The organism is Vreelandella stevensii S18214 (assembly GCF_000275725.1).
Taxonomy (GTDB): Bacteria; Pseudomonadota; Gammaproteobacteria; order Pseudomonadales; family Halomonadaceae; genus Vreelandella; species Vreelandella stevensii.
Genome location: NZ_AJTS01000003.1, coordinates 1 through 12272, shown reverse-complemented (window position 1 = coordinate 12272; position 12272 = coordinate 1). Strand labels below are relative to the sequence as shown.

General features: G+C 61.2%; 11 protein-coding genes and 1 pseudogene. 2 read left to right on the top strand and 10 right to left on the bottom strand.

Going from position 1 to position 12272, the window contains the following annotated elements:
- Positions 1-146: 146 nt before the first annotated feature.
- The 7 genes from HSS18214_RS0100130 to HSS18214_RS0100100 all read right to left on the bottom strand — a co-directional run bounded on the left by HSS18214_RS0100130 (position 147) and on the right by HSS18214_RS0100100 (position 5828).
- On the bottom strand, positions 147-1166 hold the full coding sequence (locus tag HSS18214_RS0100130) for a c-type cytochrome (protein WP_016913287.1): 1020 nt from the start codon (positions 1164-1166) through the stop codon (positions 147-149).
- Positions 1163-1825 carry a c-type cytochrome gene (locus HSS18214_RS0100125; protein WP_016913286.1) on the bottom strand — a complete coding sequence of 221 codons (663 nt, stop codon included), beginning with the start codon at positions 1823-1825 and terminating at the stop codon, positions 1163-1165. The genes HSS18214_RS0100130 and HSS18214_RS0100125 overlap by 4 nt, the downstream gene beginning before the upstream one ends.
- Positions 1826-1847: 22 nt before the next feature.
- Positions 1848-3203, bottom strand: a complete 1356-nt coding sequence (locus HSS18214_RS0100120; RefSeq protein WP_016913285.1) for an ATP-binding protein — start codon at positions 3201-3203, stop codon at positions 1848-1850.
- Positions 3200-3901 carry a response regulator gene (locus HSS18214_RS0100115; protein ID WP_016913284.1) on the bottom strand — a complete coding sequence of 234 codons (702 nt, stop codon included), beginning with the start codon at positions 3899-3901 and terminating at the stop codon, positions 3200-3202. The genes HSS18214_RS0100120 and HSS18214_RS0100115 overlap by 4 nt, the downstream gene beginning before the upstream one ends.
- A 145-nt stretch (positions 3902-4046) precedes the next feature.
- Positions 4047-4469 (bottom strand): DUF6691 family protein, encoded by a 423-nt coding sequence (locus tag HSS18214_RS0100110; RefSeq protein ID WP_016913283.1) that lies wholly within the window; start codon positions 4467-4469, stop codon positions 4047-4049.
- The gene (locus tag HSS18214_RS0100105) at positions 4466-4927 is read right to left on the bottom strand and encodes a YeeE/YedE family protein (protein ID WP_026001614.1); all 462 of its coding nucleotides are present in this window, start codon (positions 4925-4927) and stop codon (positions 4466-4468) included. Before HSS18214_RS0100105 ends, HSS18214_RS0100110 begins: the two co-directional genes overlap by 4 nt.
- 34 nt (positions 4928-4961) lie before the next feature.
- Complete coding sequence (locus tag HSS18214_RS0100100) at positions 4962-5828, bottom strand: MBL fold metallo-hydrolase (RefSeq protein WP_016913281.1); 867 nt, start codon at positions 5826-5828, stop codon at positions 4962-4964.
- Between the two features lie 195 nt (positions 5829-6023).
- On the opposite strand from HSS18214_RS0100100, the gene HSS18214_RS0100095 reads away from it, so the two are divergent.
- Complete coding sequence (locus HSS18214_RS0100095) at positions 6024-7631, top strand: methyl-accepting chemotaxis protein (protein WP_016913280.1); 1608 nt, start codon at positions 6024-6026, stop codon at positions 7629-7631.
- A gap of 163 nt (positions 7632-7794) precedes the next feature.
- Here HSS18214_RS0100095 and HSS18214_RS0100090 read toward each other — a convergent pair whose 3' ends face one another.
- The 3 genes from HSS18214_RS0100090 to HSS18214_RS0100080 all read right to left on the bottom strand — a co-directional run bounded on the left by HSS18214_RS0100090 (position 7795) and on the right by HSS18214_RS0100080 (position 11792).
- Positions 7795-9015 carry a glycosyltransferase family protein gene (locus HSS18214_RS0100090; RefSeq protein WP_016913279.1) on the bottom strand — a complete coding sequence of 407 codons (1221 nt, stop codon included), beginning with the start codon at positions 9013-9015 and terminating at the stop codon, positions 7795-7797.
- An 18-nt stretch (positions 9016-9033) separates the two neighbouring features.
- On the bottom strand, positions 9034-9939 hold the full coding sequence (locus HSS18214_RS0100085) for an HAD-IIB family hydrolase (protein ID WP_016913278.1): 906 nt from the start codon (positions 9937-9939) through the stop codon (positions 9034-9036).
- 821 nt (positions 9940-10760) lie between these two features.
- Entirely contained in the window at positions 10761-11792 is a 1032-nt protein-coding gene (locus HSS18214_RS0100080; RefSeq protein WP_016913277.1) for an OmpA family protein, read from the bottom strand.
- A gap of 186 nt (positions 11793-11978) precedes the next feature.
- On the opposite strand from HSS18214_RS0100080, the pseudogene HSS18214_RS0100075 reads away from it, so the two are divergent.
- Positions 11979-12272: pseudogene (locus HSS18214_RS0100075) on the top strand (hypothetical protein); the annotation flags it as partial.

Sequence of the window (12272 nt, the reverse complement as noted above, 5' to 3'; positions counted from 1 at the left end):
GCCCCCATACTCAATGTTGGCGATGTACCCGTAGCGCGGCGTAAGCGGAGCGCACCCGCGAAGCAACGCGCCAGCGTTGCCGATGGAGCCACCGAACGTGGCGGCGGCCTCATCGTTACGGGCAGCCGCCGCCCACCCCACAGCTGCTACTCCTCCGAAAGGTGCTGAAAACGCGGGGCGCCGACGTTCCAGGGTTGGATGTTACCGTTTTCGCCGTAGTTGTCGTGGTCGCCGAGGACGTGGCCGTCATGCTCACGGGTGTGGCCGTAGAGCGAACGGTTGTGGAAGGTGGGGCCGAAGCGCTCGGCGGTTTCGGCGATATCGCCGGTGTAGCGTGGGTCCTGGGGGCGCTCTTGGCTATTGATGTAGTAGGCGATGTCCCAGGCTTGCTGGCCGGTGAGCGAGCGTGGCTGGCCCAGCGGCATATTCTGATAGATGAAGCCTGCCATGGTTTCTACCCGAACAATGCCGGCCCCCCAGTTGTTGGAGCCATCGCCCCAGGGCGGTGGAAAGACGTATTCCCCGTTTTCGTAGTGGCCTGAGCCGTCGGACTGATGGCACAGAGCGCAATTTTCCAGGTAGGCCGTTTCCCCTCGGGCATAGCTGGGCGCTTCTTCATGCTCGGGGGCTGGAAAGCCGCGCCCATAGATGGGCTTGTCGGGGTACATGGGCGCCCCCGTGGCCAGCCACTGGTGGTAGGCGCTCAACGCCAGCATTTCATCGCTGCCGTACGCCGGCGGTGTGCCGTTCATGGAGTAGGCAAAACATCCGGCAATGCGCTCTTCCAGATTGTTGACGTGCTGATTCTTGCCACGAAAATCCGGTAGCGTGATGGCGGCGGCCCATACCGGCGCGCTGAACGGCACGCGCCCTTCTCCCAGGTGGCAGCTGGAGCAGTTCATATCGTTGTACACGTACTCACCGCGCAGCTGCTGGGTATCCGTGAACAGGTCGTAGCCGTAGCGAATGACTTTCTTGAGCTCCGGGTGCAGATCGGAGGCTTCCAGGTCGTCCATGGTGGGCGGCTCGTGGACCAGCATGTCCAGGGCGTCATCGGCACGCGGCTGCTGGGCCGACACCGCGCCTGCATAGAGCGCCAGCGCGGCTGCCGAGGCCAGAAGGCCGCCCGACAAGGTGAACGTCAAGGTCGTTGGACGCGTCATCATTGGCTAGCCTCCTGGTCGCGTTGAGGGGGTTGAGCGGCGTACCAGGCCGAGACGGCGGCAATGTCGTCATCGTTCATGCGCTTGGCCACGGCGCCCATCAGGTGTTGTGGATCGTTATGACGGGTATCGTTTTTCCATGCGTGCAATTGGGCGCTGATATAGCCTGCATGCTGCCCGGCAATCCCGGGAAAGTCGCTGCCCACTCCGTAGCCGCCGGGCCCATGGCAGCTTTGGCACGACACGATGTAGGCATTCCAGTCGCCACGTTCGGCCAGCTGCTGGCCACGCGCCAGCAAGCTGTCTTCCACGTCGCCGCCTTGGCCTGGTGTCGCGGGCAGTTGGCTGTAGTAGGCAGCCACATCGGCGATTTGCTGGTCATTGAGCATGTTGGCAAAGGTCAGCATGGTGGCGTTTTGCCGCTCACCGGACTGATAGTCGTGCAGTTGCTTGGCCAGATAGTCGGCATCCAGCCCCGCCAGGCGCGGCCAGGACTCGCCGCCCGGAATGTTCATGCCGCTGCCGTCTGCCTGGTGGCAGGCAACACAGGTGGCGGCGGCGGTTTGCCCCCGTTCCGGGTCTCCCGCCTGGGCCATGGCAGCACTTGCCAGCAAGCAGGCCCCCGCCAGCAGGCCGACGTGCGTCGATTGGATGTATGGCATTCTTCCCCCTTGGCATTGCTTGTTATGTTGGGTCTTGCAGTAATGTCGTTGTTGGTGATGACGCGTGTAGTGGTAGCACTTCGGGCACCGTGAGGTGGGCCAGGAAACCTCCGGTGGGTGCATTGGCAAAGTGAACGCTGCCGCCAAAGCGCTCGGCGATGGCGGCCACGATGGCCAACCCCAGGCCACTGCCCTGGTGCTTGCTGGCCCGCCAGAATCGTTGCGTTAGCTGTTTCAGCGTGGCGTCATCCACCCCTGGCCCCTCGTCGGCCACGGTGAACGTGACCCGACCACCCAAACGCTGCACGCTCAGGTGAATCAGCGCGTTGGCAGGCCCATGGCGCACGGCGTTGTCCAGCAGATTGCGCAGCGCGGTAATCGCCAGCTCACGAGGCATGGCCAGCTGCACATCGGGCAATGCCTCAGGCACGCGGCACTGTGATGGGTCGACCACGCTATCGGTGACGGCCAGCTCGACCACCGGGCCGACGCTGCAGGGTTCGCCATCGTCGAAACGCATGCGCCCTTCCACCCGGGCCAGGGTGAGCAGCTGATCCAGCGTATCGGCCAGCCGCACCACGCCTTCTTCGGCGTGGCTCAAGGCTTCGCGTGCCAGCGGGCCTTCTGCCCGCTGCGCCACTTGAAGGTGGGTCTTGATAGCCGTTAGCGGCGTACGCAGCTCATGGGCGGCATCGTTGGTGAAGCGCTGCTCGCGCACCAGCGTCTGTTGAACGCGCACCAGCAGCCCATTGAGCGTGTCGATCAGCGGCTTGATCTCCTTGGGCACACCATAGGTAGACACCGGCGCCAGCGCTTCCGGATGGCGGCTGGCCAGGGAGGCGCGCAAACGGGACAGTGGCGCCAGCCCACGCCATACCCCAATCCACAGGGCGACCAGGCTACCCACCAGCGCCACCACGAACGGCACCACCGCCACCCGCACGATGCCGCCCAGCAGCAGGTTGCGCTCATCCATGCGGTCTGCCGTGGTGATGATCAGCCCACCTCGCTCGTAGGTGAACACACGCCAGGTGGTCTCCCCTTCCTGACGGTAGCTATGGCCGTGCTGACCGGGAGCCAACACGGCCTCCATATTGGCGTGGGTGCGTGCAATGATCTCTCCACGTGGCGAGTGCACCTGGCAGGCCAGCCCTTCAATGGGTGGAATGGAAAGCGCGGCGGTCATGTTCTGCTCCCACACCTCTGGCGGCAGCTGATGGACCAGCCCAGCCACCATGCGCGCCGACTGGGCCAGCCGCTGGTCGAGGGTGCGCACGAAAGACGCCTGTAAATCGTTCAACAGCCACGCGGCAGCCACGCCCCAGAGCAGCACCAGCGTGATGCCCAGCGTCAACAGTAGCCGTGCGCGCAGGCTCATCGCTGCCCCTTGGGCCGCTGGCCGGGCACCTGGACCGCCTCGGGCTTGCCCAACCGATACCCCAACCCACGCACGGTTTCGATGATGCCGCTGCCCAATTTGCGCCGCAGGTGGTGAATGTGCACATTGAGCGCGTTGCTTTCGACATCGTCGCTCAAGCCATACAGGCTATCCTTGAGCTGGTCAGCGGAAAGCACGCTGCGCGGCGCATGCAGGAAAGCTTCCAGCAGCACCAGTTCACGACGCGACAGGGCAACCAGGTGATCGGCCACTCTCACTTCTCGGGCAGCCGGGTCCAGGGTCAGGGTGCCGTGCACGGTCAAGCCCTGGCTGCGTCCTGCCACACGCCGCAACAGCGCATGCAGGCGCGCGACCAGCTCATCCAGGTCGAAGGGTTTGATCAGGTAGTCGTCGGCACCGGTTTGCAGCCCATCCACCCGGTCACGCACGGCATCTCTGGCCGTAAGCACCAGCACCGGCGTGGTGACCCCCTCGTCACGCCAGGCTTGCAGCAGGGTCAAGCCATCGCCATCCGGTAACCCACGGTCGAGGATGACCACGTCGCTGGCGACACTCTGCATGGCCTGCCGCGCTGCCTGTAACGACGTCACGTGCTCGACCACAAAGTGATACATCATCAGTCCGGCGCGAATACCCGACGCCACCAGCGGGTCATCTTCAATCAATAGGACGTGCATAGCGGTTTCCTTGTTATGGAAGCAGCATGACAAAAGCGTATTAACCGAGCGTTAAGCGCCGGTCGAAAACCCTTGCCTCAGATCAAAAAAAACGCCCCTGCCGACAGGGGCAAGGGCGACAACATGCCGCGTTGGTTCGGTGGTGCTAGCGAGACAGGCGTGCAGCCCCCCACCAGCCCAGCACCATGGCCGCCAACATGGCCAGTAACGGCAGCGTGACGCCGCCCAAAGAAGCAATGGCAGGCCCAGGGCAGTAGCCGGACAGCCCCCAACCCACTCCAAATAGCGCCGCACCGCCCAGCAGCTTGCCATCCAGCTCCTGGCGAGTGGGCAGTTGAAAGCCACCGGCCAACAGCGGCTGCCCCCGAGCAAACACCAGCCGGTAACCGACAAACGTGGTGCACACCGCGCCCCCCAGCACGAACATCAGCGTGGGGTCCCAGGCGCCCGCGATGTCCAGAAACCCCAGCACCCTCGCTGGGTCGGTCATGCCGGAAATAGCCAGCCCTAACCCAAACAGCAGCCCTGCCACGTAGCCCGCTGCCGTTTTCAACGCCGCCCGGCTCATACGCCACCCCCAATGACATGACGCACCACATACACCGTGGCGATGGCGGTCACCAGAAACATGCCCGTGGCCGCCATGGAACGCGGCGCCAAACGCGCCAAACCACATACGCCGTGGCCGCTGGTGCAGCCGCTGCCCAGCCCGGTGCCCAGCCCCACCAGCAGGCCCGCCAATAGCATCAATGAGATGCCTCCGGCAGGCGCGCCAATCACTTCACCGGGGCTGCCAGCTACATTGCCCAGGCCTCCGCCCAGCGCCATGACCAGCAGCGGGCCACTGACCAGGCCCGCCAAAAAAGCCACCCGCCAAGCGCTATCGCCCTTGGGCCGCTGAAGCACCAGCCCTCCAATGATCCCGCTGATGCCGGCAACACGCCCCAGCGCCCCCATCAACCAAACGGCGGAGAGCCCAATCAACACGCCCCCCACCAGCCCTTGCAGGCTTGCCATTACGTCCACCGTCTGCTCCTCGTATTACGTGGGTTGAAAAGATTTAGAAACGATTGATCGGCACCTTGAGATACACCTGACCGTTGTCTTCCTCGGGGGGCAGCTCCCCAGCCCGCATGTTAACCTGCACCGATGGGATGATCAGCCGAGGCATGCCCAGGGTGGCATCTCGCTCGGTGCGCATACGCACGAAGGCGTCTTCACTAATGCCCTCGTGCACATGAACGTTGGCCTGGCGCTGCTCGGCAACGCTGGTTTCGTGCTGGTACACGTCACGCCCTGGGGCTTTATAGTCGTGGCACAGAAACAGCCGTGTCGTGTCAGGCAGGGCCAGCACTTTCTGAATCGAACGATAGAGAGTGCGGGCATCGCCACCGGGAAAATCACAGCGGGCGGTGCCGTAGTCGGGCATGAACAGCGTATCGCCGACAAACGCAGCATCCCCCACCACATAGGTCAAACAGGCGGGCGTGTGGCCAGGCGTATGCAGCACGCTGGCTTCCAGGGCTCCAATCATGAAGGTATCGCCCTCCTGGAATAGCGCGTCGAACTGGCTACCGTCCCGGGCAAACTCGGTGCCCGCATTGAAGGCCTTGCCGAAAATCTCCTGCACCTCGACGATGTGCGCTCCAATGCCGGTCTTGCCGCCCAGCTGGGCGTGCAAGTAGGGGGCCGCCGAAAGGTGGTCGGCATGAACGTGGGTTTCCAGTATCCAGGCCACGCTTAGCCCTTCACGGCGCACAAACGCAATGATCTGCTCCGCTGAACGGGTATCGGTTCGCCCAGCGGCGTAATCAAAATCGAGTACGGAGTCGATGATGGCGCAGGCGGTGCCATCGGGGTCTCTCACCACGTAACTGAACGTGTTGGTTGGCTCATCGAAAAAGGGCGTGACGACGGAACGTTGCATGATGGACCTCCAGCAGTTGACCGCATGCGTTAGACATTTCACCCAGTGTAGCGCACAAAATATTATATGTTTATTACCTTTTAGAATTATCAATTGTAAAATTTAGTGAAATGAAGATTTTCTACTAAGGTTGCATGCACCATGGCCGATAAAAGTGAAGGCTTACTCACTGAACTCGTTTGATATAAGGACGCCATGAACAACCTGACCACAACACAGAAACTCTGGAGCACGCTGGGCATCATCTGGGTGGCCATGCTGCTTTTGGTGGGCTGGCTGGCGTGGGAAAATCGCCAGACCATCGCCAACGAGCGCCGCGACAGCATTCAATACATCGTCAACAGCGTTCACGGTCAGCTCGCCGATCTGCAGGCCCGTGCCGCCAGCGGTGAACTGAGCGTCGATGAAGCGCAGCAGCGGGCCATCGACAACCTTGCCAGCGTACGCTTTGGTGACGGCGAGTACGTGTTTGCGTTCGACAACCAGCTGGCCATCGTGTCACACCCCAATCGCCCCCGTGGCGAAGACATGACCAACTTCCAGGACGCCAGCGGTATGCGCCTTTACAGCGTACTGCGTGACGTGGCCCAGGCGGGCGGTGGCCACGTGGACTACTACTCACGACGCATCTCGGGGGAAGAGCAATCGCCCAAGGTGAGCTATGTGGCCCACTTACCCGAATGGGGCTGGTCCATGGCGGCGGGTGTCTATGTGGACGATATAGATGCTGCCTTTGTCGCTGGGCTGGTGCGTTCGGCGGTCATTCTGCTGATCATTGGTCTACCCGTGACGCTGCTGATGGGCTGGGTGATCAGGGATGTGGCTGGTCGGCTGGGCGGTGACCCACGCTATGCCGCCAGCGTAGTGCGTCATATTGCCGACGGCGACCTGACCCAGGCCGCCACGCTGAAAAGCAGTGACCACAGCAGCCTGCTGTTCGACATCAACCGCATGCGTGAAACCCTGGCGGACACCATCAGCGATATCCATCACGGCGCGGACCAGGTCAATAACGGCGTCGAGCAGATCGTGGGGGTCAACGAAGAACTCTCGACGCGCACCGAAGAGCAGGCTGCGTCGCTGGCGGAAACGGCCTCCAGCATGGAGCAGCTGACCGCAACGGTAAAACAGAACGCTGAGCATGCCGACCATGCCCGCAACCTGGCCTCGCGAACCGCTGAGAGCGCTCAACGCGGTAGTGACGCCATGTCGTCCGTCATCGACACCATGGCCACTATCAATGAAAGCGCCACTCGCATGAGCAGCATCGTCGAGACGATCAATGCGATTGCCTTCCAGACCAATATCCTGGCGCTGAATGCCTCCGTAGAAGCCGCCCGCGCCGGGGAACAGGGTCGCGGTTTTGCCGTGGTGGCCAATGAGGTGCGCCAACTGGCCAGCCGCTCCGCTTCTGCCGCTCAGGAGATCAAGGGGCTGATCGAAAATGCCGATGCCCAGGTGGTGGAAGGCAGCCGCCGAGTGCGCAGCACCGGCGAGGTGATCAATGGTATGGTGGGCGATATCCAACAGCTCAGCACGCTGGTTCAGGAGATCTCTGCGGCTACCATCGAACAAAGTAGCGGCATCGAGCAGGTCAACCAGGCCGTGACACAGATGGATCAAATGACTCAGCAAAATGCCGGGCTGGTGCAGCAGAGCAACCACGCTACCCAGCAATTGGCGCATTTGAGCACCCAGCTGCGCCAAATGGTCAGCAACTTCAAGCTCAATGCCCAGCGGCGTCAGGCCACTGAGCTGTCGCTCACGCCGCCACGCCAATCTACCCACCACGACGACTTCTAGAAACGTCCCTTGGCAACGCTATCCAGTAACGCTATCCAGCAGCGCTGTTAACCCCGATGTTTCACCACAGTAATCGCGAACGCCTTTGACAGCGCACACCCTTGTAGGGTGTGCGCCAAGGCCAGCAGCCCTTGTCAGCAAAGGGCCGCCATGGCGACACCGGCTACACCTTGCCCTGGTTATCCAGCGCAACGGCTTCGTGCATGCGGGTCAGCAGGTCGGGTACAGCAGCCTGCACTCGGTTCCAGCTGGGAATGAACGGGCGCTCACGCGGGTTGTCGAGAAACAGGTTACCGGCTTCCAGCAGGTTGCTGGCAAACAGCTCCACTGCCTGCTCTTCGCAGTGACGGTCGAGGCTCAAACCGTTCATGGTAGCGTCGTGGTCGTAGGCCTCGATCAAGTCCAGCGCCAGCCGATAATAGGTTGCCTTCAGTGTACGGAAATCCTCGCTGCTGAAGCTCACCCCGTGGGTCGCCAGCTTGCGGTAAAGGGCCTTGGCGATATCCAGACTCATGCGGTTCAAACCACCGCTGGCATCCTCTTCGCTCACTGGCTGGTGTTTGTGGTCGTAGGCATCGGCAATGTCCACCTGGCACAGCTGGCGATGCGAGTAGTTGCGCTGTAGTTCCGAGAGCACGCCAACTTCCAGCCCCCAATCGGCGGGAATGCGAATGCCCTCCAGCACATCGCTGCGCATGGCAAACTCCCCCGACAGCGGGTAGCGGAAACTGTCCAGGTAATCCAGATACGGTAGCGGACCGCACACGGTCTTCAGCGCTCGCAGCAGGGGCGTTACCATCAAGCGAGACACCCGGCCATTCAGCTTGCCTTCGGCGATGCGCGGGTAGTACCCCTTGCAGAAGCTGTAGTTGAAGCGTGGGTGCGCCACCGGGTACATCAAGCGCGCCAGCAGGCTACGGTCATAGGTAAGAATGTCACAGTCGTGCAGCCCAACCACGGTCGAGCGCCCGGAGGCCAGCACATAGCCCGCGCAATACCACACGTTGCGCCCCTTGCCAGGTTCCAACGCTCCCAGCCCGTGGTGTTCGAGCTCGGCATCCAGCTCACGCAGCCGGGGCCCATCGTTCCATAAAATGCGGGTGTGCTGCGGCAGGCGTGAGAAAAACTCGCGGGCATAAAGAAATTGTTCGCGATCGGCCCGGTCCAGTCCAATCACGATTTCGTTGAGATACGGCACTTTGGCCAGCTCGTCCACAATGGCCGAGAGTGCAGGCCCTTCCAGCTCGGAAAACAGCGACGGTAGAATCAGCCCCATGGGGCGGCGCTTGGCAAATTGGCACAGCTCCCGCTCGAGCTCTTCCACGGGGCGACGGGTTAGGTTATGAAAATCGGTGATGACGCCATTCTGATGAAAATCACTCATGGGCACTTCCTCGTTGGGTTAAGCCGTGGCCGCTTGCTGGTGAGAGTCCGCCGCTAATCGGCGGTCGTCTCGCCCCCACCAGTGAGCCACCCCCTCGGCCCATCCGGCTGGCCCGGTTGCCTGGGTGCGATACAACGCCCGGTTGTGCGGTGCCACTATCAGGTCATGGCAGCCCTTGATCACCACGGCCTGGTCCACGGCTTCCAGCATGGAAACGTCGTTGGGGCCATCGCCGAGCCCCAACGCCAGCGGCTGGCGCCCGCGCAGCGCCGCAAAGCGCTGGATCAACCAGGTCACCGCACTCCCCTTGCCTGATGCCTGCGCCATGACGTGCCAAAAACGCCCGCCCTGGGTCATGGTCAAACCATCGCCCTCCAGCGCCTCGCGCAGGGTCTCCAGGGCACGCTCGTCATCTTCCCAGATCAGCGGCTCGCTGCCCTCACGCCGTTTGGCCGCCTTGGCCCGAGGCTCGTCCAAGCCGGTTCTGGCGATGACTTCCGCCACCTCCATCTCTCCCATGGGCGTAAACCGCAGGTTGAGGCGCTGCTTCCAGATGGCCAACCGCGCACGGATAAAGCGGATATCAACCCCCGTGTGCTTGATGACCACGCCGTCTGGCCCACTACCCGGCCGATCAAGGCTGGCATGGCACCAGCCTGGCGGCAGGCCAATCACGGCACCGTTTTCGGCAATGAAGGGCGTCGCCGTCAGCCCCAGGGCTTCACGCAGCGGCAGTAGTTCTGCCCGAGTTTTGCTGGTCACGGGAATCACCGGGACACCCAGCTGCTTGAGACGAGCAAGCCAGGGAGCGGCAGGCGAAAAATCATAGCTATGGTGGTCCAGCAAGGAACCGTCGAGATCAGTGACCACCAAACGCGGCTGTAACGCGGGATCAAGTAGTTCAGGACTAGCGAACTCGGTCATGGCAGCACCTTCTGCAAACTGAAATCAGGTCACCCAAAAGCCCAACGTAGCCATCTTTTGAGATCAATACCCAAGGTAGACAACCACCAAAGCAGAATGCATGCCAAGATGCTTTAATTAAATAAAATCAAAAGATTAAAACACGATCGAAGCGATGCCAGAGCAAGCACCAAAATAGGGCAACCCATAATGCACCAAAACAGAGCATGGAAAAGAGGTACAGAAGACGGAGAAATAGCGCGGGATTGTTGTACAAGATTTATCTAATTAAAACACCGAGCATAAAAAAAGCAAAAAATTTGCACAAACCCTTGGCAAACATTCCAGAATAGCTATACTCGAATTGTACCCACTGACTGTCTCGTACACCCCCTCACCTGATGTCAGTGGGCTGCAGTGAGCCAAGCCCTTTGATGCCCGCCACCCCCCTGGCGGGCTTTTTTTGTTCAGCAAAAGCAAAGCAGTCCCAAGCCTGCCTGTGGGAAGCCCATTCATTGGCTTATAGCCAGAGCAGTCACCCAAGCCATCCTGTGGGAGGCCAATTTCATTGGGCGACTGCCTGGGCAGGCACCTGTGCTTGAATCATCGCGAGCTAAAGCTCCCTCCCACAAAAAGCTCCCACTAACAGCAGGGCTTCTTGAACAGTGGGAGGCCCATTCATTGGCTTATAGCCAAAGCAGCTACTCAAGCCTGCCTGTGGGAGGCCAATTTCATTGGGCGACTGCCTGAGTAGCCACCCATATCAAGCCAAATGCTGGAATCATCGCGGGCTGAAGCCTCCTCCTACAACAGTGAGCAGTCCCAAGCCAGCGCGTGAGTGCCTACTCCACGTGAATCACCACTTCGACACGGCGGTTGCGGGCGCGCCCTTCGGCGCTGCTGTTATCCTCCAGCGGGCGGGTATCGGCAAACCCGACGGCGCGCAGCCGCTCTGGCTCGACCCCAGCGGCCTCCAGTGCTTCAACGATGGCAATGGCCCGTGCGCTGGAAAGCGCCCAGTTGGACGAGAACTCAGGGGTATTGATCGGCTGACTGTCCGAGTGCCCTTCGACCCAGACCTCGCCGTCATAGCGCTGGATGGTTTCCAGCAGGCTGCCCACCAGCGATGTACCGCCTTCCGACAACCCAGCTGCGGCAGAGGGAAACAGCAGCTGATCCTGCACCCGCAGGCTGATACCTTCCGCTACCCTGGAGACCTCGACGCCTTCCAGGTTCGGCAAATACAGCGATGTTTCGACGCGTTCGGACAGCTGCTCATCTAGCGCCAAAGCGCTGCTGATGGCCTCATCGTCAATCTGTTGCACGTTGACAGGCGGTCGGTCGGTCAGCAGTACCATGTAACTGGCCAACGGCTGGCCCAGGCGCTGTGTCTCATCGACGAGCAGCGGCGTTGGCAAGGCAGGCAGGTAGCGCTCCAGCAGCGGCGCGACGGGCGATGTTTCGCTTTCGGCGGGTGCCAATGCCAGCAAGGGTGGCGCCCCCATAGGCTCGGGAACGCGCATGATCGGAGCAGGTAATCCCGCGACCCCCAGAGCCGCACTGATGGCCATCGGGCTAAGCGTGCCGGGCTCATTCAGGTAAGCGATGTTGCGCTTTTGGCGTCGCTCATCCAACAATGCGGGCAGCGGCACTTCAAGAGCAGGCACACTGCTTTCGCTGACGTCGGTGTCATCTGCTTCAGGGCTCCAACCGGGGCCGGTCACCCCGGCCGCCGCAATAATGATCACGAACAGCGCCACCAGCAGCGTCATGATGTCGATATAACTGATCATCCAGCCATTATTGCTATCGTCTTCAGGGTATGATGACAACAGCGAGTCGTGACGGGGGCCGCTACGGTGGTCCTCAAGCATGGGGGTTACTCATTCAAGTTTTAAACCTCGTGGCCGATTTACTATGAGCATGGCAAACTAGTCTATCAAAAAGCCCTGTCAAAAAGCCGTTTACTAGCGATAAGGAACTACCCGGTGCGCATTCGTCCTTTGCTGTCTTTCACTCGCCGCTATCTTGCCCCACTCGGGCTTGGCGCGGTTAGCTTGATGCTAAGCGGCTGTTTTTACGCCAACACATCACAAACGCCGATTGCTACCACCTACCCTTACAGTGAGCAGCAGCGCATGCAGGCCGCCCAGCATTGGGAAGTCCTGGCTCGCCACGAAGCTGCGGGCATTCTGGCCAGCGAGCGCGTGCGATTTCGGGACCTGCATGTGCTGGCACCCGAGCATGCGCAGTACGGCAGCTATTACAGTGGCGGAGAGTTCGAACGAGGTTTCAGAACCCTGTTGACCAGCGAACTTGTGTCACGCGGCGGCAGCGTGACCACTCAGCCCCGC